At 61.3% G+C, this 21,514-nt stretch carries 20 protein-coding genes; 19 read left to right on the forward strand and 1 reads right to left on the reverse strand.

All coding sequences use genetic code 11. The features are described from left to right. Positions 1-429 precede the first annotated feature (429 nt). The 7 genes from ACY34H_RS00485 to ACY34H_RS00515 all read left to right on the forward strand — a co-directional run bounded on the left by ACY34H_RS00485 (position 430) and on the right by ACY34H_RS00515 (position 8,897). Positions 430-1,467 carry an NAD(P)H-dependent flavin oxidoreductase gene (locus ACY34H_RS00485; protein ID WP_464975522.1) on the forward strand — a complete coding sequence of 346 codons (1,038 nt, stop codon included), beginning with the start codon at positions 430-432 and terminating at the stop codon, positions 1,465-1,467. 293 nt (positions 1,468-1,760) lie between these two features. Then, positions 1,761-2,534 (forward strand): ABC transporter ATP-binding protein, encoded by a 774-nt coding sequence (locus ACY34H_RS00490; RefSeq protein ID WP_464975523.1) that lies wholly within the window; start codon positions 1,761-1,763, stop codon positions 2,532-2,534. Beyond that, positions 2,531-3,286, forward strand: coding sequence for an ABC transporter ATP-binding protein (locus ACY34H_RS00495; protein WP_464975524.1), 756 nt, complete (start codon positions 2,531-2,533; stop codon positions 3,284-3,286). The genes ACY34H_RS00490 and ACY34H_RS00495 overlap by 4 nt, the downstream gene beginning before the upstream one ends. A 113-nt stretch (positions 3,287-3,399) precedes the next feature. Next, positions 3,400-4,608: an ABC transporter substrate-binding protein gene (locus ACY34H_RS00500; protein WP_464975774.1), complete on the forward strand. Its 1,209-nt coding sequence runs from the start codon at positions 3,400-3,402 to the stop codon at positions 4,606-4,608. A 252-nt stretch (positions 4,609-4,860) separates the two neighbouring features. After that, a complete protein-coding gene (locus ACY34H_RS00505) occupies positions 4,861-5,745 on the forward strand; it encodes a branched-chain amino acid ABC transporter permease (RefSeq protein ID WP_464975525.1) in 885 nt (294 codons plus the stop codon). A gap of 10 nt (positions 5,746-5,755) precedes the next feature. After that, positions 5,756-6,730 (forward strand): branched-chain amino acid ABC transporter permease, encoded by a 975-nt coding sequence (locus ACY34H_RS00510; RefSeq protein ID WP_464975526.1) that lies wholly within the window; start codon positions 5,756-5,758, stop codon positions 6,728-6,730. Between the two features lie 100 nt (positions 6,731-6,830). Then, a complete protein-coding gene (locus ACY34H_RS00515) occupies positions 6,831-8,897 on the forward strand; it encodes a 3-hydroxybutyrate oligomer hydrolase family protein (protein ID WP_464975527.1) in 2,067 nt (688 codons plus the stop codon). Positions 8,898-8,962: 65 nt separating this feature from the next. Here ACY34H_RS00515 and ACY34H_RS00520 read toward each other — a convergent pair whose 3' ends face one another. Then, complete coding sequence (locus ACY34H_RS00520) at positions 8,963-10,132, reverse strand: iron-containing alcohol dehydrogenase (RefSeq protein WP_464975528.1); 1,170 nt, start codon at positions 10,130-10,132, stop codon at positions 8,963-8,965. 122 nt (positions 10,133-10,254) lie between these two features. Between ACY34H_RS00520 and ACY34H_RS00525 the strand changes: the two genes are divergently transcribed. The 12 genes from ACY34H_RS00525 (at position 10,255) to atpG (ending at position 21,502) form a co-directional block, all read left to right on the forward strand. Further along, positions 10,255-11,019 carry a TSUP family transporter gene (locus tag ACY34H_RS00525; RefSeq protein ID WP_464975529.1) on the forward strand — a complete coding sequence of 255 codons (765 nt, stop codon included), beginning with the start codon at positions 10,255-10,257 and terminating at the stop codon, positions 11,017-11,019. 195 nt (positions 11,020-11,214) lie between these two features. Beyond that, positions 11,215-13,143: a tRNA uridine-5-carboxymethylaminomethyl(34) synthesis enzyme MnmG gene (gene mnmG / locus ACY34H_RS00530; RefSeq protein ID WP_464975530.1), complete on the forward strand. Its 1,929-nt coding sequence runs from the start codon at positions 11,215-11,217 to the stop codon at positions 13,141-13,143. After that, positions 13,143-13,796 carry a 16S rRNA (guanine(527)-N(7))-methyltransferase RsmG gene (rsmG, locus tag ACY34H_RS00535; protein ID WP_464975531.1) on the forward strand — a complete coding sequence of 218 codons (654 nt, stop codon included), beginning with the start codon at positions 13,143-13,145 and terminating at the stop codon, positions 13,794-13,796. Before mnmG ends, rsmG begins: the two co-directional genes overlap by 1 nt. A gap of 122 nt (positions 13,797-13,918) precedes the next feature. Beyond that, positions 13,919-14,689, forward strand: coding sequence for a ParA family protein (locus ACY34H_RS00540; RefSeq protein WP_131148408.1), 771 nt, complete (start codon positions 13,919-13,921; stop codon positions 14,687-14,689). A 75-nt stretch (positions 14,690-14,764) separates the two neighbouring features. Beyond that, complete coding sequence (locus ACY34H_RS00545; protein ID WP_464975532.1) at positions 14,765-15,658, forward strand: ParB/RepB/Spo0J family partition protein; 894 nt, start codon at positions 14,765-14,767, stop codon at positions 15,656-15,658. Positions 15,659-16,268: 610 nt separating this feature from the next. Next, positions 16,269-16,637, forward strand: a complete 369-nt coding sequence (locus tag ACY34H_RS00550; RefSeq protein ID WP_464975533.1) for an ATP synthase subunit I — start codon at positions 16,269-16,271, stop codon at positions 16,635-16,637. Positions 16,638-16,706: 69 nt separating this feature from the next. Next, positions 16,707-17,510: a F0F1 ATP synthase subunit A gene (gene atpB, locus ACY34H_RS00555; protein ID WP_464975534.1), complete on the forward strand. Its 804-nt coding sequence runs from the start codon at positions 16,707-16,709 to the stop codon at positions 17,508-17,510. 114 nt (positions 17,511-17,624) lie between these two features. Continuing rightward, the gene (gene atpE, locus ACY34H_RS00560) at positions 17,625-17,906 is read left to right on the forward strand and encodes a F0F1 ATP synthase subunit C (protein WP_464975535.1); all 282 of its coding nucleotides are present in this window, start codon (positions 17,625-17,627) and stop codon (positions 17,904-17,906) included. Positions 17,907-17,946: 40 nt separating this feature from the next. Beyond that, on the forward strand, positions 17,947-18,417 hold the full coding sequence (locus ACY34H_RS00565; RefSeq protein WP_131148404.1) for a F0F1 ATP synthase subunit B: 471 nt from the start codon (positions 17,947-17,949) through the stop codon (positions 18,415-18,417). A gap of 2 nt (positions 18,418-18,419) precedes the next feature. Then, a complete protein-coding gene (locus tag ACY34H_RS00570) occupies positions 18,420-18,953 on the forward strand; it encodes a F0F1 ATP synthase subunit delta (protein ID WP_464975536.1) in 534 nt (177 codons plus the stop codon). Positions 18,954-19,028: 75 nt separating this feature from the next. Further along, a complete protein-coding gene (atpA, locus tag ACY34H_RS00575) occupies positions 19,029-20,570 on the forward strand; it encodes a F0F1 ATP synthase subunit alpha (protein ID WP_131148402.1) in 1,542 nt (513 codons plus the stop codon). Positions 20,571-20,626: 56 nt separating this feature from the next. Beyond that, a complete protein-coding gene (atpG, locus tag ACY34H_RS00580) occupies positions 20,627-21,502 on the forward strand; it encodes a F0F1 ATP synthase subunit gamma (RefSeq protein WP_464975537.1) in 876 nt (291 codons plus the stop codon). Positions 21,503-21,514 lie beyond the last annotated feature (12 nt).

A 21,514-nucleotide genomic window follows, 5' to 3' on the forward strand; every position in this document is an offset into this window, starting at 1 on the left:
ACCAGCGCCCAGTCATCCATCGAAACTGCCATGCAGGAAGCGAACCGGTTTCCCTGGTCGGCCATTGCATCGCGGTGAACCCGCGTTCGCGTTTTTGCCTGGCAGTGCACTGTCTTTGCTCTGCATTGCCGAAGAGTATTTTTTCCTGTTGCATAGCCGGTCCGAAGGCGCGAAGCGTCGTCGGGTTTATAAAGAATAAGTACGTATACAAGCTAGTGGTAGTTGTTAACAGATTGCAGTTTCTGTGGATAAGTAGCGGTCGCTCAGCAAAATCAAGGGTTTACCGACTGCACAACCACACGCGTAAACCTTGTATGGCCGAGGAACGGTTTTTGGACAAAAATGGGAGGTCGCACAGCCGCGCGGTTTACGCACAAACGATGCCTGTGGATATCCATAAGCTTATCCACAAGCGATTGAGGAGAGATCATGGCGTTTCAGTCCCTGTTTACCTATCCCATCATCCAGGGCCCGATGGCCGGCGGATGCAATACCGCGGCGCTGGTGGCTGCCGTATCGAATGCCGGGGCGCTCGGCTCGTTGGCCTGTTCGCTGCTGGCGCCGGATGCGATCCGCCGCCAGGTCGCGGAGATCCGGCAACTGACGGACAAGCCTTTTCTTCTCAACTTTTTCGTCCAGGACCCGCCGCAGCCCAGTGCGGACGAGGTTGCGCGGGCAGTGGAATTGCTGAAACCCGTATGGTCATCGCTGGGCTGGTCCGAGCTGGCGCTGCCGTTCAAATGGTGCGAGGACTTCTCGGCCCAGTTCGAAGCGTTGCTGGAATTGAAGCCCGCCGCCGCCAGTTTCACGTTCGGTATTCTTTCCGCAGAGCAGGTGCAGGCTCTGCACGACGCGGGCATCTTCGTGATCGGGACGGTCACCCGCGTGGATGAAGCCCTGGCCTGGCAAGGTGTCGGCGCGGACGCGGTCATTGCTTCGGGAACGGAGGCGGGGGGCCACCGCGGCACGTTCATCGGCGACCAGCGCGACGCCACCCTCGATGCGGTCGCATTGTTGCAGGCAGTGGTGGCCGAGGTAACGATTCCCGTGATTTCGGCCGGCAACGTGATGACGGGAGCGGATATCCGCGCGCGCCTGGAACGCGGCGCCGCGGCAGTCCAGATGGGAACGGCGTTCCTGGCGACCGACGAATCGGGTATTCATCCGGCATACAAGCAGCGGCTGCACCTTGCCGGCACTTCGCCGACGCGCCTGACGCGGGCATTCTCCGGCCGCTACGCACGGGGTCTCGTCAATCGCTTCATGCAGCAAATGGAAGCGGTCGAAGACCAGCTGCCGCCATACCCGATACAAAACGCGCTGACTGGCCCGATTCGTTTCGAGGCGGGAAAACGGGGCGATACGGAATTGATGTCTTTATGGTGCGGCACGGGCGTGGCCAAGGTACGCCGGATCAGTGCGGCACGCTTGGTCGAGGCGCTGGTCGCCGAAATGGCGCAACCGTAGAAAATTGCCTTTTTTGTATTTTCAAATCCATTTGCACTGTAATGTTGCGTTGCAATAATTCAGCCGATACATGTTTGCAAGTTGCCCGGTGATATTAATATTTAATATATAAATGATGCATTCAGAATGCAATTCAAAGATGTTAGTGTTGTTGCGCAAAGCACAAATCTACTTCGGTTCAGTAGCAGATCAACAAAAGTTTATGGTAGTTATACGGTATTGTTAGGCAAATTTGTTCTGGGTATGATCGACGAAAATTTTAGCAGTATGTAAAGAATCCTCAGGGAGACGCGATGTCAAACTTCATCTTGGAAACAAGGAATTTGACCAAGGAGTTCAAGGGTTTCACTGCTGTTAATGACGTGAGTCTGCGCGTCCAACGTGGCCATATTCACGCCTTGATCGGCCCGAACGGTGCCGGCAAGACTACCTGCTTCAACCTGCTGACGAAATTTCTGGTGCCAACCTCCGGCCAGATTTTTTTCAACGGCAAGGACATTACTTCCGCCAAGCCAGCCGGAATCGCCCGCATGGGCGTGATCCGTTCGTTCCAGATCTCGGCTGTATTCCCTCACCTCACCGTGCTGCAGAACGTGCGCATCGGCCTGCAGCGCCAGCTCGGCACCACGTTTCATTTCTGGCGCAGCGAACGCACGCTGGATCAGCTGAACGACCGTGCCATGGCACTGCTGGCCGAGGTCGATCTCACGCACTTCGCGGACACGATCACGGCGGACATGCCCTATGGCCGCAAGCGCGCACTGGAGATCGCCACCACGCTGGGGATGGAACCGGAACTGATGCTGCTGGACGAGCCCACGCAGGGCATGGGCCACGAGGATGTGCACCGCGTGACGGAGCTGATCAAGAAAGTGTCGCAAGGCCGCACGATCCTGATGGTGGAACACAATATGAGCGTGGTCTCGGGCATCTGCGACCGGATCTCGGTATTGCAGCGCGGTGCGATGCTGGCCGAAGGCAGTTATGCCGAGGTGTCGAAGAATCCGCAGGTGATGGAGGCGTACATGGGCACGGAAGCAAGCGAACTGGTGGGAGCGCACGGATGAACGCGCCGGCCACCTCGAACGTTCACATGCCCGCCAGCCAGCCCGCGCAGGCGGCGCTGGAAATCGCCGACCTGCAGGCGTGGTATGGCGAATCGCACATCCTGCACAACGTCAACATCACCGTTCGGCAGGGCGAAGTCGTGACACTGCTGGGCCGCAACGGTGCTGGCCGTACCACCACGCTGCGCGCGATCATGGGCCTGACGGGCACCCGCAAGGGATCCATCCGCATCAACGGCAAGGAGGCGATCGGCATGGCGACGCACAGGATCGCCCATCTCGGCGTTGGCTATTGTCCGGAAGAGCGGGGTATTTTCTCGTCGCTGTCGACGGAAGAAAACCTGCTGCTGCCGCCAACCCTGAAGACCGGCGAGAAAGGCATGTCGGTCGACGAGATCTACGACATGTTCCCGAACCTGAAGGAACGCCGCAACAGCCAGGGCACCCGCCTGTCCGGCGGCGAGCAGCAGATGCTTGCCGTCGCCCGCATCCTGCGCACCGGTGCGCGCCTGCTGCTGCTCGATGAAATTTCCGAGGGTCTGGCCCCCGTCATCGTCCAGGGCCTGGCGCGCATGATCCGCACGCTGAAAGCCAAGGGTTACACGATCGTCATGGTGGAACAGAATTTCCGCTTCGCGGCACCGCTGGCGGACCGGTTCTATGTGATGGAGCATGGACAGATCGTCGAAACCTTTGCTGCATCCGAATTGAACGCCAAGATGCCGGTGCTGACCGAGCTGCTGGGCGTGTAGCGAGTAGCGTGTAGCGAGAAGCGCGCAACAAGCTGAACAAGGCAGGCAAGTGTGCCGCCGCGCCCGTGGCGGCCTCATAAAACCCAGTGAAGGAGACGACAATGGAATCGACTATCAAGCGTAGTGCCATCGCCATGGCAGCCACCGCCATCTGCGCCATCGGTCTGTCCGGTGCCGCATCCGCCCAGGTATCGGGCGATACGATCAAGATCGGTTTCATCACCGACATGTCCGGGCTGTACACGGATATCGACGGCGCCGGCGGCGCGGAGGCGATCAAGATGGCGATTGCCGACGCCGGTGCCGTTATCGCGGGCAAGAAAGTCGAGTTCATTTCCGCCGACCACCAGAACAAGGCGGACATCGCCGCGTCCAAGGCGCGCGAATGGTTCGACCAGCAGGGCGTGGACATGCTGATCGGCGGCACCAACTCCGGTGCCAACCTGGCCATGGCCAAGGTTGCCGCGGAAAAGAAAAAGATCTTCATCTCGATCGGCGCCGGGTCGTCGCGCCTGACCAACGAGGAATGCACGCCTTACACGATTCACTATGCGTACGACACCGTGGCGCTGGCGCGCGGTACCGGCGGCGCGATCGTCAAGCAGGGCGGCAAGGACTGGTATTTCATGACGGCCGACTATGCGTTCGGCCAGTCGCTCGAGGCGGACACCGCGGCCGTCGTGAAGACCGGTGGCGGACGTGTGCTGGGCGCGGTGAAACATCCGCTGTCGGCCTCCGACTTCTCGTCGTTCCTGCTACAGGCGCAGGCCTCGAAGGCGCAGATCCTGGGCCTGGCCAATGCCGGGGGCGATGCGATCAACTCGATCAAGGCCGCCAACGAGTTCGGCATCTCGAAGAAAATGAAACTGGCCGGCCTGCTGATCTTTATCAACGACATCCATTCGCTGGGCCTGAACACCACGCAGGGCATGTATCTGACGGATGGCTGGTACTGGGACATGAACGCCGATACGCGCGCCTGGTCCAAGCGCTACTTTGCAAAGATGAAAAAGGAACCGTCGATGCTGCAGGCGGCCGACTATTCTGCCGCGGGCAACTACCTGAAAGCCGTGAAAGCGCTCGGCACCGACGATTCGGACAAGGTCATGGCGCACCTGAAGAAAACCCCGATCAACGACATGTTCACGAAGAACGGCGTGATTCGCCCCGACGGCCGCATGGTGCATGACATGTACCTGATGGAAGTGAAGAAGCCGTCGGAATCGAAATACCCGTGGGATTACTACAAGGTCGTGACCACGATTCCAGGCGAACAGGCATATATGAAGAAGGCCGAGACCAAGTGCGCATTGTGGAAATGACCGCAGGGAGTCGCTCCGCAACGTAACCGCGGCAAGCTGGCGACACAGGTTCTCGCCGGATTTTCGGTCATGCGGACGGCAGAGACAGCGCGGCAACCACCGCCGCTGTCTCTGCCGTGTACTGCGTTCGCCACCACCGCCGTGCGACGAAATCGGTGTCCACCCGCTGCAACGTAGCACGGCGTCCGGCGCTGACGTCCGCATTGCCGCATTTCACATCATCTGTCACCACGCTTCGAGGAGAAGAAGGCCATGGAAATATTCGGCGTCCCCCTGCAAGCCATGATGAGCCAGCTGCTGCTGGGACTCGTCAACGGCTCGTTCTACGCGATGCTGTCGCTCGGCCTGGCCATCATCTTCGGCCTGTTGAACGTCATTAATTTCTCGCACGGCGCGATGTACATGATGGGCGCCTTCCTTGCCTGGATGGGCATGTCCTATCTCGGCATGAGCTACTGGATGATGCTGATCGCCGCGCCGGTCGTGGTCGGCATCCTCGGCATCGTCATCGAGAAAACGATGCTGCGCTGGCTGTACAAGCTGGACCACCTGTACGGCTTGCTGCTGACGTTCGGCATCACGCTGGTCGTGGAAGGGATCTTCCGTTCGTTCTACGGCGTCTCCGGCCAGCCATTCGACACCCCTGAACAGCTGCAGGGCGCGACCGACCTGGGCTTCATGATCCTGCCGAACTATCGCGCCTGGGTCGTCGTGGCCTCGCTGATCGTCTGTTTCGCTACCTGGTTCGTCATCGAAAAGACCCGGCTCGGCGCCTACCTGCGTGCCGGCACCGAGAACCCGAAGCTGGTCGAGGCATTCGGCATCAACGTGCCGCTGATGGTCACGCTGACGTATGGCTTCGGCGTGGCGCTGGCCGGATTCGCCGGCGTGCTGGCGGCGCCGATCATCCAGGTGTCACCGCTGATGGGCTCGAACCTGATCATCGTCGTGTTCGCCGTGGTCGTGATCGGCGGCATGGGCTCGATCCTGGGTTCGATCGTCACCGGCCTGGGGCTCGGCGTCATCGAGGGCCTGACGCGGGTGTTCTATGCGGAATTCTCGTCAACGGTGGTGTTTCTCGTGATGGTCATCGTACTGCTGCTGCGTCCCGCCGGCCTGTTCGGCAAAGAAAAGTGAGAGGGCACTTATGAACAAGCAAATCGGCTACGGACTCCTGCTGGTGGCGGCACTGGTGGCGCCCTTCATCGGCTACCCGGTATTCCTGATGAAGTTGTTGTGCTTCGCGCTGTTCGCCAGCGCCTTCAACCTGCTGATCGGCTTTACCGGCCTGCTGTCGTTCGGCCACGCGGCATTCTTCGGTACGGCCGGCTACGTGGCCGGCAATGCCTTGAAGAACTGGGGCATGCCCTTCGAGCTCGGCCTTCTCGGCGGTGTCGCCGCCGCGGCGCTGGTCGGCCTGGTGATCGGCGGCCTGGCGATCCGCCGCTCCGGCATTTACTTTTCGATGATCACGCTGGCGCTGGCGCAGATGGTGTATTTCTTCGCGCTGCGCTATACCGGCTTCACCGGTGGCGAAGACGGCTTGCAGGGCGTGCCGCGCGGCCGCCTGCTGGGCACGGTCGACCTGTCGAGCGACCTGACCCTGTACTTCGTCGTGCTGGCGTTCTGCGTGGTGGCGTTCGCGCTGATCGTACGCACCGTGCACTCGCCGTTCGGCCAGGTGCTGAAGGCGATCAAGGAAAACGAGCCGCGGGCGATCTCGCTGGGCTACGACGTGGACAAGTACAAGCTGATGGCGTTCGTGCTGTCCGCCGCGCTGGCCGGCCTGGCCGGGGCGTTGAAGACCGTGGTACTGGGTTTCGAGACGCTGACGGACGTGCACTGGACGATGTCCGGCCTCGTCATCCTGATGACGCTGGTGGGGGGCATGGGCACGCTGGCCGGCCCGCTGCTGGGTGCCGTGATCATCATTGCGCTGGAAAACAAGCTGGGCGACTTTGGCACGATGATTGCCGGCGGCACCGGCATCGAGTGGTTCAATACGCTCGGCGAAGCCGTCAGCATGGTCACCGGTCTGATTTTCGTGGCCTGCGTGTTGCTGTTCCGGCGCGGTATCGTCGGTGAAATCGTGGCGGCGCTGGGCCGAAGAAAACCAGCGTGAGGTGCAAATGACGACGCCGGAGTTTTCCGGCGTTGTTTTTTTCAAAGGGGATTTTACTCAGCAAGCTGTATTCAACGATTCCAGAAAGAGGACACCAACCATGCAGATGACGACATCGAAAACCGCGATTGCCCTTGCCGTGGCACTGCTGCTCGGCGGCTGTGGGAGCGACGATGACGACGACGAGCCGGAAGTGCTGAACCAGAAGCCCGCCTGGCTCGGTACGATCTCCACTGCCAGCTACGACGGCACGTCGGACGACCTGCTGACGGCCGGCCTGGGCGCCACCGGCCTGGCGGCCGCCGCGCCGCCGGCCTACAACGATCCGGCCAACCCCACGGCACGCGAACTGCGCCGCAATGCCATCTTCGCCAATTACCGTGCCGTGCTCGACATCGCGGCAAACAGCGGCTACGGCACGCTGTACGGCCCGAACGTCAACGCGGCCGGCGTGGCGACCAATGGCAGCGGCATGGTGGCCGGTACCGAATACCTGGCGTACACGGACGATGGTTCGGGACGGCAAAACGTGACGCTGATGGTGCAGGTGCCGAACGGCTTCGATCCGGTCAATCCCTGCATCGTCACCGGTACCTCGAGCGGCTCGCGCGGCATTTATGGCGCGATCGGCAGCGCGGGCGAATGGGGCCTGAAGAACAATTGCGCGGTCGCCTATGCTGACAAGGGCAGCGGCACCGGCCTGTACGCCTTCGAGGACGACACCGTCAATCTGCAAAATGGCACACGGGCTGCGCGGACGTCCGCCGGCAAGAATGCCCAGTTCGCTCCGGAATTGACCGATGCGCAGCGCACCGCGTTCGCCCAGCAATTCCCTGGCCGTGTCGCCTTCAAGCACGCGCACTCGCAACAGAACCCGGAAAAGGATTGGGGCAAGGTCACGCTGCAAGCCATTGAATTCGCGTTTTACGTGCTCAACGAGAAGTACGGTGTCGTGGCCCGCGACAATACGAACCGCCTGGTCCGCTTCACGCCGGCCAATACGCTGACGATCGCGTCGTCGATTTCCAATGGCGCCGGCTCCGCCTTGCTGGCCGCCGAACAGGATACCGCCGGCCTGATCGACGCGGTGGCGGCGACCGAACCGCAGATACAGCCGAACCGGACCAGTGGCTACACGGTCCGGCAGGCGGGGGCCAATGTCGCATCGCAAGGCAAGCCGCTGCTCGATTACGCGAGTTACGCCGCGCTGTACCAGCCATGTCTCGTCGCCGGCGGAGCAGGGCGCTGCGCATCGCTGGTCGCAAAAGACCTGTTGACCGGAATCGACCTGCCGTCGCGCCAGGCGGACGCACGGGCGAAATTGCGGGCGTACGGCTGGACTGCGGACGCCGAGCCGCTGCAGGGCGCGCATGCGCTGACGAACATCCTCGTCGCCGTCACGTACGTTAACGCCTACGGCAAGTTCTCGGTGACGGACAACGTCTGCGGTTTCAGCTGGGGCACGGCGGACGCCAGCGGTGCGCCCATTCCGCTGACGGCGGCGGCGCGGGCATCGAGTTTCGCGACGCAGAACGGCATCGTCGGGACGCCGATCTATGAAGAGTCGGTGGACGGCGCCAGGCTGTATAACCTGGGCGTGTCACGCTCCACCGGCATTGAGGACCAGTCGCTGGACGGGTTCCTGTGCCTGCGCTCGCTGGCCACCGGTGTCGACGCGGTGACCGGTGCCGCGCTGACCGGCGACCGGGCGGCGCAAAGTGCGCGTGTACGTGCCGGCATGGCGGAGGTGCAGGCGACCGGCAACCTGCGCGGCAAGCCGGCGGTGATCGTCTCGGGACGGGCCGATGCGCTGATCCCGGTCAACCACGCGTCGCGTGCCTACGTCGGCTTGAACGCCGTCGCGGAAGGAGCGTCCAGCAAGCTGCGCTACGTGGAAGTCACCAACGCGAATCACTTCGACAGTTTCTCGAACGCGTTGCCGAACCTGATTGTGCCGCTGCACCTCTACCTGTTCCGTGCGCTCGATGCCGTCTACGCGAACCTGAAGAACAGTTCGACGCCCTTGCCGCCATCGCAGGTCGTGCATACGATCACGCGGGCGAGCAACGCGGTGCCGATCACCGTGGCGAATGTTCCGTCGTTCGCCACGGCGCCGGGCGCCAATGCGATCACGGTCAGCGGCACGACTGTGAACGTACCGGACTGACGCGGCCGGTTGTTCTGTCTGGATGACGCGGCGGACCTTCACGGTCCGCCTTTTTTGTGGGCCTGTTACAGCGCTGCCGCATAAATGGCGCGCGCGTCATTCCGCGTGACCTCGCGCGGATTGTTTCCCAGCAGCCGGGTCTGCAACATGGCATCGTTGGCGAGGCGGTCCAGGTCGTTCTCGCCAATGCCGACTTCGCGCAAGGTACCGGCGATCCCGGCTTTTCGGGACAGTTCCGCCATCGCGACCGCGAACGCCTCGGCCCTTGCCTCGGCGGTACCCTGTGCCTCGGGGACGATGATGGTTGCCAGTTCCGCATAGCGCTCCGCGGCCGCCGGTGCATTGAAGCGCAGGACATGGGGCAGCACCAGTGCGTTCGACAGCCCGTGCGGAACGTGAAAGATACCGCCGATCGGATACGCAAGGGCATGCACGGCGGCGACGGGCGCGTTGGCAAATGCCTGTCCGGCCAGCAGCGCGCCGAGCAGCATGGCCTGCCGGGCTTCCAGCTGGACGGCACGGTCCGCGCCGGAGTTGCAGGCAGGCAGCAGGTTTGCCGACAGTAATTGCAGCGCTTCGCGTGCCAGGATGTCGGACAGGGGATTTTTTTTATGCCGGCTCGTGTATGCCTCGATGGCATGCACCATCGCATCGATGCCCGTCGCGGCGGTGACATGGGGGGGCAAACCCAGCGTCAGCTCCGCGTCGAGGATCGCCATGTCCGCGTATAACTGCCGTGCAACCACGCCCATCTTCGTCGTGGCGCCCGTGGTCACTATGGCGATGTTGGTCACTTCCGAACCGGTGCCGGCAGTCGTCGGGATTTGTACCAGGGGCAGGCGATCGCCGCGGACATTGCCGATACCATAGGCTTCCGCCAGCGCCTGGCTGCTGCCGGCCAGTACCGCGATCAGCTTGGCGACATCCATGGAACTGCCGCCGCCGAGGCCGATCACGATGTCCGTGGCATGGTTGCGCGCCGCTTCAACGGCGGCCAGCACCACATGTTCGGGTGGATCGGCGATGACGTCGCTGTACGTTTTGACGTGAAAGCCGGCGTTTTCCAGGCTGGCGATCGGCGCGGCCGCCAAGCCGGTGGCCAGGAACCCGGCATCGGTGACAAGCAGTGCGCGGCGGGTGTCGGGAAAGCGGTCGCGGAGATGGTCTCCCAGCCGGCGGCTGGCGCCTGCGGCGGAGACGATGTGTGGCACGGTGCTGAAGGAAAAATCGTTCATGGCGCCTCCGTGGATTGGTCACACCAGCATACATCAGCAATGGTACCGTCAACCGTCCTGCCGCCGGCGGAGGGGGATGTTCTTCCGTACAATGTCGGGTTTGTAGTGATCAGGGAGGCGGGATGCTGGATATTGCGGTTCTGGGCGTGGCGGCCTTTTCGGCCGGACTGGTTGACGCGGTCGTTGGCGGGGGAGGGCTGATCCAGATCCCGGTGCTCTTTTCCGCGTTCAGCAATACCGCGCCGGCCACGCTGCTCGGTACCAGCAAACTGGCAGGCATCTTCGGCACTGCGGCCGCCGCGGTGAACTATGCGCGGCGCGTGTCAATTGCCTGGACGACCGCGGCGCCTGCTGCCTTTGCCGCTTTCCTGTTTGCCTTCTTTGGCGCCTACACGGTGACGAAGATTCCCGCGGATTTCATGCGCACGTTGCTGCCGTTCGTGCTGGTGGCGGTGGCGATCTATACCTTCCGGCGCAAGGACCTGGGCAGCATCCACGCACCGTTGCACAGCGGTTTGAAGGAACGCTTACTGGCGGTGTTGATCGGTGCGTGCATCGGTTTCTATGATGGATTCTTCGGACCGGGGACGGGCAGCTTTCTTGTGTTCCTGTTCGTGCGGCTGTTTGGTTTTGACTTTCTTGGTGCGTCCGCTGTCGCCAAGGTCGTCAATGTGGCATGCAACCTGTCCGCGCTGATGTGGTTCGGCTATAGCGGGCACTTGTTGTGGCAGCTGGGTCTGATGATGGCTGTGTGCCAGGTGGCTGGTTCATTGATCGGCACCAAGCTGGCAATGCGGCATGGCAGCGGATTCGTTCGCCGTGTTTTCCTGGTCGTGGTGTCGATCCTGATCGTCAAGACGTCGTGGGATGCCTGGCAGCGGTGGTGATTGTTCCACGTGAAACAGTACGCTGGCGTGACCTGACAGCCCGGCATTGCCGGGCTTTTTTGTTTCACGTGGAACATGCGCCGACGTCGGAAGCGACGTTCCACGTGAAACATTCCTGAATATTTCTGCCTAAAAAATTCGCAGCGCACAAAAAACTTTATAATCTTGGTTCATCCCTCTGCTTCTCTTTCCACCATGCTATTTCCTACTGAATTCGACGTCATCGTCGTTGGCGGCGGCCATGCCGGCACCGAAGCTGCATTGGCGTCGGCCCGGATGGGTCAGAAGACCCTCCTGTTGACCCACAACATCGAAACCCTTGGCCAGATGTCGTGCAATCCCTCGATCGGCGGTATCGGTAAAGGCCACCTCGTCAAGGAGGTGGATGCGTTGGGCGGTGCCATGGCCATCGCTACGGACGAAGCCGGCATCCAGTTCCGCATCCTGAATTCGTCGAAGGGTCCAGCCGTGCGGGCGACGCGCGCCCAGGCGGACCGCATCCTGTACAAGGCCGCGATTCGCGGGCGCCTGGAAAACCAGCCGAATCTGTGGCTGTTCCAGCAGGCCGTCGACGACCTGATGGTGGAGGGCGACCGCGTGGTTGGTGCCGTGACGCAGATCGGCCTGAAGTTCCGGTCGCGAGCGGTCGTTCTGACCGCGGGGACTTTCCTCGACGGTAAGATCCACGTCGGCCTGCAGAACTACTCGGCCGGCCGCGCCGGCGATCCACCGGCATTGTCCTTGTCTGCGCGGCTGAAGGAATTGAAGCTGCCGCAAGGCCGCCTGAAAACCGGCACGCCGCCCCGCATCGACGGGCGCAGTATCGACTTTTCCCAGATGACGGAGCAGCCCGGCGACCTGGATCCGGTACCCGTATTTTCGTTCATGGGCAACACGGCCATGCATCCGAAGCAGTTGCCATGCTGGGTCACGCACACGAACCAGAAAACGCATGACATCATCCGCGGTGGCCTAGACCGCAGCCCGATGTACACCGGCGTGATCGAAGGTGTCGGCCCGCGCTATTGCCCGTCGATCGAAGACAAGATCCACCGTTTTTCGGCCAAGGAATCGCACCAGATCTTCCTGGAACCGGAAGGCTTGACGACGCACGAGTTCTACCCGAACGGCATTTCCACGAGCCTGCCGTTCGATGTGCAGATCGAACTGGTCCGTTCGATGAAGGGTCTCGAGCAGGCGCACATCCTCCGCCCTGGCTATGCGATCGAATACGACTACTTCGACCCGCGCGGCTTGAAGGCGTCGCTGGAAACCAAGGCCATCGGCGGCCTGTACTTTGCCGGCCAGATCAACGGCACCACCGGCTACGAGGAAGCAGCGGCCCAGGGCCTGCTTGCCGGCCTGAATGCCGCGCTGCAAACCCAGGGCAAGGAAGCATGGACGCCGGCGCGTTCCGAGGCCTACCTCGGCGTGCTGGTGGACGACCTGGTGACGCAAGGCGTCCAGGAGCCATATCGCATGTTTACCAGCCGTGCCGAATACCGGCTGTCGCTGCGTGAAGACAATGCGGATATGCGCCTGACGGAAATCGGTCGCAAGCTGGGTGTCGTTGGCGATGCGCAGTGGGAAGCATTCGAGCGCAAGCGCGACGCCGTGGCCCTGGAGCTGGAACGCCTGAAGTCGACCTGGGTGAATCCCCGCATCGTCGACGCGGCAGAATCCGAACGGGTGATTGGCCAGGCCATCGAACGCGAATATTCGCTGGCGGACTTGCTGCGCCGCCCGAACGTCGACTACGACAAACTGGTGACGCTGACGGGCGCGGACGGCCGTAATCTCGGCGGTCCGGGCGTGACGGACGGGTCCGTCCAGGAACAGGTGGAAATCCAGCTGAAGTACTCCGGCTATATCGAACGCCAGCTGAAGGAAGTGGAACGCCATGAGCACTACGAAAACCTGAAGCTGCCCGAAGGGTTCAACTACCTGGACATTGCCGCCCTGTCGGTCGAAGTCCGGCAAAAGCTGAACAAGCATCGCCCAGAAACGCTGGGCCAGGCCTCGCGGATTTCCGGTGTGACGCCGGCGGCGATTTCGCTGCTGCTGGTGCACCTGAAGAAGGCCGGCTTCGGCGGCTTCGTGACCCTGAAAGACGAGGCAGCCTGATGGCAGGTTTCGATCGCGCCGCGCTGGCGCAGGTGCTGGCCAACGGCGTCGCTGAACTGGACTTGGCCCTGTCGGCCGCACAGCAGGAGCAGTTGCTCGACTATCTGGCACTGCTGAACAAATGGAACCATGTCTACAACCTCACCTCCGTGCGCGATCCGATGCAGATGATGACGCTGCACCTGCTCGATTCACTCGCTGCCGTGCCGGCCTTTGCCGGTGCGCAGAACGTGCTCGACGTCGGGGCAGGGGGAGGCTTGCCGGGCATCGTGCTGGCCATTGCGCGGCCGGACATGAAAGTGTCGATGATCGACACCGTGCACAAGAAAACCGCGTTTCTCACGCAGGTGAAGGTCGAACTGGGCCTGGCGAATGTGACCGTGTACACGAAGAAGGTGCAGGAGCTGACGGTCAAGCAGGCGTTCGACGTGATCACGTCACGCGCGTTTGCCGACCTGTCGGACTTCGTCGAGTGGTCGCATCACTTGCTGGCGGAGCACGGCAAGTTCATCGCCTTGAAGGGAACGGCGCCACAGGACGAACGCGAGCGGCTGCCGGGCGACTGGAAAGTGGGCGATTTGCAGGCCTTGCGGGTGCCGGGGCTGGATGCCGAGCGGCACCTGGTGTTCGTCGAACGAGGTGAAACAGTATAAACAATATATACAGTTTATACCGTATAAACGGTATAAATTATATAAACGGTATAAATCGTATAAATAATATAAACGATATAAACCAAGCCAAATTCAAAACTGGAACCGACAAGAAAAAACCAATGGCAAAGATATTCTGCGTAGCGAACCAGAAGGGCGGAGTGGGCAAGACCACCACCACGGTGAACCTCTCCGCCGGCCTTGCCAAACTGAACCAGCGCGTGCTGCTGGTCGACCTGGACCCGCAAGGCAATGCGACGATGGGGGCCGGCATCAACAAGGCCGGCCTGGCCGCTTCCACCTATGAAGTGATGCTGGGCAGTGCCGATGTGGCGAGCGCACGCCAGCGCTCGGAATCCGGCCGCTTCGACGTGCTGCCGGCCAACCGCGAGCTGGCGGGTGCCGAAGTGGAAATGGTCGAGCTGGACAACCGTGAAAAGCGCCTGAAGGATGCGCTGGCACTGGTGGACCAGGACTACGACTTCATCCTGATCGATTGCCCGCCGGCGCTGTCGATGCTCACGCTGAACGGCCTGTGCGCCGCGCACGGCGTGATCATCCCGATGCAATGCGAGTACTACGCGCTGGAAGGCCTGTCCGACCTGGTCAATACGATCAAGAAAGTGCACGCCAACCTGAACCAGGACCTGAAGATCATCGGCCTGCTGCGCGTGATGTTCGATCCGCGCATGACGCTGTCGCAGCAGGTGTCGGCCCAGCTGGAGCAGCACTTCGGCGACAAGGTGTTCAAGACGATCATTCCCCGCAACGTGCGGCTGGCCGAAGCGCCGTCGTATGGCATGCCCGGGGTGTCGTTCGATCCGTCTTCCAAGGGCGCCCAGGCATATATCGCCTTCGGCGCGGAGATGGTGGCGCGCATCAAGACGATGTAATCACAAAAACCGGTGTCCGACACCATTGCCGAGTATCTCCCGGCAATGGTGCCGGACGCCCTGCATACGCAAACTATGGCAACCAAAAAACTCAAGGGCCTGGGTCGCGGCCTCGATGCGCTGCTCGGCGGCGCCGACGACACTCCCGCACATGCCGAGCCGGGCAATCCGTCCGAACTGCCGCTCGGCCAGCTGCAACCCGGCAAATACCAGCCGCGCACGCGGATGGACGAAGGCAGCCTGAACGAACTGGCCGCGTCGATCAAGGCGCAGGGCATCATGCAGCCGATTCTCGTGCGGCCGCTCGACGGCGCGGCGGGCGACACGAAGTATGAAATCATCGCCGGCGAGCGCCGCTTCCGCGCCGCGCTGATCGCCGGCCTGGATACCGTGCCGGTACTGGTGCGCGAGGTGGACGATACGTCCGCCGCGGCCATGGCGCTGATCGAGAACATCCAGCGCGAAGACCTGAATCCGCTGGAAGAGGCGCAGGGCATCCATCGCCTGATCACCGATTTCGCCTTCACCCATGAACAGGCCGCCAACGCCGTCGGGCGTTCGCGCTCCGCCGTGTCGAACCTGCTGCGCCTGCTGAACCTGGCGGCACCGGTGCAAACGATGCTGATGGCAGGCGACATCGACATGGGCCATGCCCGCGCGCTGCTGGCCGTCGACGCCGCCACGCAGATCACGCTGGCCAACGTGGTCATCGCGAAACGCCTGTCGGTACGGGAAACCGAGAAACTCGTCACCCGCACGCAGGAAGAGCAGGATGCACCGCCGGAAGCCCGGGTGCGGGAAAAGTCCGGCGACATCATGCGCCTGGAGGAAGAGCTGTCCGACCGGCTTGCCACGCCGGTCACCTTCCGCATCGGCGCCAAGGGCAAGGGCCAGATGATCATCGACTTCGCCGACCTCGATATCCTGGAAGGTGTACTGGCGAAGCTGCGCGACCCGGTTCGCGAATAAGCTGCCAATGCGGCCTGCGGCCTGCGGATCTCCGGCCCGCACGCAACGATGCGCGCGGCGGAACCCCGCGCATCGGCACTTCATCCTGCCCGGCCCGAGTCAGCCAGGAGCTGCCGCAATTCCACGCGGGTACTGCGCCGATTCGATTATTCACCTAATGGATGACAGTTATTGCTATATCGAAGAATGGCCGAGTTATTCACGAAACCACAGTAGATTTCCGATAAACAAACCATGCCGGTGATAATGCCGGGGATATCAAAATAACGGTTTCGAAAAAAACCTCTAAAAAAACCCTTATCGGCATAAGCTATTGTCATTGTCTGCCCGAGAGCCGTCCCGATATGGCGTGAAGAGCGAAGATGGAGGTTGCGCGACATGCACGAGCGTTGCGTAAAAGATACGGTCTTGCACGGGTCCGGGGCCTTAAGGCCCGGTTAAGGCGGCCATGCCTGCGCGGTATGCACCACAGCGGTGCGGGGGCTTGACCGATTAGTCACAATGTTGCCTGATTTGCTCCCGAGAGGTGCAACGCGTTTGACGCAGCTCACGTAACAGTCCTATAATCCCGTGTCTTTGGGTCTTAAAGCTACGTTAAGAAGGTTGGCAAGTGAGTGATTCTGCAGCAAGTATCGCCCGGCCGGTCTTTCGCATCGTTGCCCTGCAATTAACAATCGCCGTCCTCTTTTCAGCCCTCGTCGCGCTCTTCGCCGGGGTGGGAAAAGGCTGGCCTGCCGCCATGGGCGGCGCGATCGCGGTGCTGGGCAGCCTTGCCTACGCGTTGATCGTCACGCGGGCCAACGGCGACCCGAAAGCCATTTTCCGGCGTCATTTTCGCGCCGAGATGGTGAAATTATTCATTACAGCAGTGCTGTTCATTGCGGTACTGGTGCTGTTTCCATCGGCCGCGTCGGTTTGGCTGATTTTAGGTTTCGCGGTGACGACCCTGGCTTATTGGTTCTCATTGCTCGCAGTTTAAATGCCGTTTGATGCCCTTCGAGAATCGAAGGATGCGGACAAAGTTTCTAAATTCAATACCAACTTTACTATGACGACTGAACACGCGGGGGGCCACGCAGGCCCGGCAAACGCCACCGAGTACATCCAGCACCACCTTACTCACCTTCAAAACACCGACGGCACGTACAACCTGGACACGTTCTGGATCTCCGCGATCCTGGGCGCCCTGTTCCTGTTCGTATTCTGGCTGGCCGCCAAGCGCGCCACGGCCGGCGTACCCGGCAAGCTGCAGAATTTTGTCGAGTTCGTGATGGAAATCGTCAACGACACCGTCAATGGCGCATTCCATGCCAAGAGCAAGGTCATCGCCCCGCTGGCGATCACGATCTTCGTGTGGGTCTGGCTGCTGAACGCCATGGACTTCCTGCCGGTGGACCTGCTGCCGATGCTGCTGTCGCTGGTTGGCGTGAATTACCTGCGTGTCGTGCCGACCGCCGACGTGAACCACACCCTGGGCATGTCGATCGGTGTACTGATCTGCATCATCGGCTTCTCGATCAAGGCGAAGGGCGCCGGCGGCTGGGTCAAGGAACTGTTCACGGCGCCATTCCACGCCAGTGGCCCGGTCGGCATGATCCTGCTGGCCCCGGCAAACTTCCTGCTGCAGATGGTTGAACTGCTGGCCAAGCCGATCTCGCTGTCGCTGCGACTGTTCGGCAACATGTATGCTGGCGAACTGATTTTCATCCTGATCGCGCTGCTGCCATGGTGGGCACAGTGGGCACTGGGTGGTCCATGGGCAATCTTCCACATCCTGATTGTGACGCTGCAGGCCTTCGTCTTCATGGCCCTGACGGTTGTGTACCTCGCCCTCGCGGTAGAGAAACACTAATGATGGAACCCTGCCGGGCCAGCGGTCCGGCAAGATTCCGAGAAGTTCCGCTGTAAAAAAATCGAGTTTTTTAAATCTGTATCGTAGTTTTTTTAAATCTTAGGAGAAATCTAAATGCAAGCTCTGATCGCACAAGTACAAAGCATGACCGTTCTGTCCGTGGCTATCATCATCGGCCTGGCCGCAATCGGTACCGCTCTGGGCTTCGCTATCCTGGGTGGCAAGTTCCTGGAAGCTTCGGCACGTCAGCCTGAACTGATGCCGCAACTGCAAACCAAGCTGTTCGTTATCGCTGGTCTGCTGGACGCGATCTCGATGATCGGCGTTGGTGTTGCTCTGCTGTTCACGTTCGCTAACCCGTTCCTGACCCCGCTGACCGCCGCTGTAGGCCAGTAATTTACCGCTCCAACCAGGGGAAACTTTTTAGGAGCAAGGTATGAACATCAATATGTCTCTCATCGGTCAGATGATCACCTTCGCGGTGCTCGTCTGGTTCTCGATGAAATTCGTATTCCCGGCGCTGAATGCAGCGCTGGATGAGCGTGCCAAGCGTATCGCGGACGGTCTGGCTGCTGCCGAGCAGGGCCAGGCTTCGATGGCGGCAGCTGAAAAGCGCGCCACGGAAGCCCTGACCTCCGCGCGTGACGAAGCTGCGTCGCGCGTCGCGGACGCTGAAAAGCGCGCTCAGCTGATCGCTGAAGAAATCAAGGCCAACGCCAAAGCCGAAGCGGACCGCATCATTGCCACCGCAAAGGCCGAAGCCGACCAGCAGGTCACCCAGGCACGCGAGCAACTGCGTGCCCAGGTTGCCGACCTGGCAGTCAAGGGCGCCGAGCAAATCCTGAAGCGCGAAGTCAACGCGTCGGCCCACGCCGACCTGCTGAACCGCCTTGCGACCGAGCTGTAATCATGGCTGAACTCGCAACCGTCGCTCGTCCTTACGCGGAAGCCCTCTTCCGCGTAGCCCAGGCTGGCAACCTCGCGCAGTGGTCCGATCTGGTGTCCGAACTGGCCCAGATCGGTTCGCACGAAGAGGTGCTGGCATATGCCCGCAACCCGAAGGTGACGGACAGCGAACTGCTGGCCACCATCACCTCCCTGCTGAAGTCGCCGCTGACCGCGGAAGCGAACAATTTTCTCTCGACGCTGATCGAAAACGGCCGCATCGCATTGCTGCCGGAAATCGGCGCCCAATTCCACGACCTGAAGAATGGCGTGGAAGGTGCGGCGGATGCCGAAATCACGAGCGCATTCGATCTGGATGGCGCGCAAACCGCCGCCCTGGTCGCCACGCTGGAAAAGAAATTCGGCCGCAAGCTGAACCCGCAAGTGACGATCGATCCATCGCTGATCGGCGGCGTGCGCGTGGTGGTCGGTGACGAAGTGCTGGACACTTCGGTACGCGCCCGGCTCGAACAGATGCGCGTCGCGCTGACGTCGTAATCGGGCAGTATCGCGTCCGCTGCGGCAGACCCTTATACCCTCGCGCAAGCTGAGAGAACACAATTAGGAGTTACCATGCAACTCAACCCATCTGAAATCAGCGAGCTGATCAAGAGCCGGATCCAAGGCATTGACAGTGGCGCTGAAGTGCGCAATCAAGGCACCGTCATCTCGGTTGCCGACGGTATCTGCCGCATCCACGGTCTGTCCGAAGTGATGCAAGGCGAGATGCTCGAATTCCCGGGCAACACCTTTGGCCTGGCCATGAACCTGGAGCGCGACTCCGTCGGCGCCGTGATCCTGGGTGCCTACGAGCACATCTCCGAAGGCGACACGGTGAAAACCACCGGCCGCATCCTGGAAGTGCCGGTCGGTCCGGAACTGCGCGGCCGTGTGGTCAACGCGCTGGGCCAGCCGATCGACGGCAAAGGTCCGGTCGATGCCAAGCTGACCTCGCCGATCGAAAAGATCGCCCCGGGCGTGATCGCCCGTGAATCCGTGTCGCAGCCGATGCAGACCGGCCTGAAGTCCATCGACGCGATGGTGCCGATCGGCCGTGGCCAGCGCGAGCTGATCATCGGCGACCGCCAGACCGGTAAATCGGCTGTCGCAGTCGACGCGATCATCAACCAGAAGGGCCAGGGCATGACGTGTATCTACGTCGCCATCGGCCAGAAGGCTTCCACGATCAAGAACATCGTCCGCTCGCTGGAACAGCACGGCGCGATGGAATACACGATCGTCGTCGCCGCCACGGCGTCCGAATCGGCCGCCATGCAGTACATCTCGGCCTACTCGGGCTGCACGATGGGCGAATACTTCCGCGACCGCGGCGAAGACGCGCTGATCGTGTACGACGATCTGTCGAAGCAAGCTGTTGCATACCGCCAGATTTCGCTGCTGCTGCGCCGTCCGCCGGGCCGCGAAGCCTACCCGGGCGACGTGTTCTACCTGCACAGCCGCCTGCTGGAACGCGCAGCCCGCGTGAACGCCGACTACGTGTCCGCCTTCACCAACGGCGCCGTGACCGGCAAGACCGGTTCGCTGACCGCACTGCCGATCATCGAAACGCAAGCGGGCGACGTGTCCGCCTTCGTGCCGACCAACGTGATCTCGATTACCGACGGCCAGATCTTCCTGGAAACCTCTCTGTTCAACGCGGGCGTGCGTCCCGCGATCAACGCCGGTATCTCGGTGTCGCGCGTCGGTGGCGCAGCGCAGACGAAAGTCATCAAGGGCCTGTCCGGCGGTATCCGTACCGACCTGGCGCAGTACCGTGAACTGGCTGCGTTCGCGCAGTTCGCTTCCGACCTGGACGAGTCGACCCGCAAGCAGCTGGACCGCGGTGCCCGCGTGACGGAACTGCTGAAGCAGCAGCAATACTCGCCGCTGTCGACCTCGCTGATGGCCGCGTCGCTGTTCGCCGTGAACAAGGGCTTCCTGGACGATATCAGCGTCAAGCAAGTGCTGCCGTTCGAAGCGGGCCTGCATTCGTACCTGAAGTCGAAGCAAGCTGCCCTGCTGTCGAAGATCGAAGAAACCAAGCAACTGGACAAGGATAGCGAAGCAACGCTGTCCGCGGCCATCGCTGATTTCAAGAAATCCGGCGCATTTTAAGCGGCACGGCGGTTCACCCAGGTGAACCGCCTTTCGCGCAGAAGGAGTAAGGACTCATGGCAGTAGGCAAAGAGATACGTGGCAAGATCAAGAGCGTAGAGAATACGAAGAAGATCACGAAGGCGATGGAAATGGTCGCCGCATCGAAAATGCGCAAGGCGCAGGATCGCATGCGCGCCGCCCGTCCCTACGCGGACAAGATTCGTAATATCGCCGCGAACCTGGCTGGCGCCAATCCCGAGTACACGCACCCGTTCCTGGCCGATGCCCAGGGCACGCAGGCGAAAGCCGTTGGCTTCATCATCATCACGACCGACAAGGGTCTGTGCGGTGGCATGAACACCAACGTGCTGCGCGCGGTGACGAACAAGACGAAGGAACTGGAAGCGGCCGGCAACAAAGTCGAAGCGGTCGCGATCGGCAACAAAGGTCTGGGTTTCCTGAACCGCATCGGTGTGCCCGTGGTGGCGCAGGCGACGCAGATCGGCGACACCCCGCACCTGGAAAAGCTGATCGGCCCCGTGAAAGTCATGCTGGAGAAGTTCCAGGAAGGCAAGCTGGACGCGGTTTACCTGTGCTACACCAAATTCATCAACACGATGAAGCAGGAACCGATGGTCGAGCAGCTGCTGCCGCTGACCGCTGAAAAGCGCGCGGCAGACAAGGGCGGCATCAACTGGGATTACATCTACGAACCGGATGCAGGGACCGTCATCGACGAACTGCTGGAACGTTACGTGGAAGCCCTGGTGTACCAGTCCGTGGCGGAAAACCTCGCGTCCGAGCAGTCGGCGCGGATGGTGGCGATGAAGGCCGCCAGCGACAACGCCGGCAGTGTGATCGGCGAACTGAAGCTGGTGTACAACAAGACCCGTCAGGCAGCCATTACCAAAGAACTCTCTGAAATCGTCGCCGGTGCGGCAGCGGTTTAAAAACGAATTTAA

The organism is Pseudoduganella sp. jia 9 (assembly GCF_055502615.1).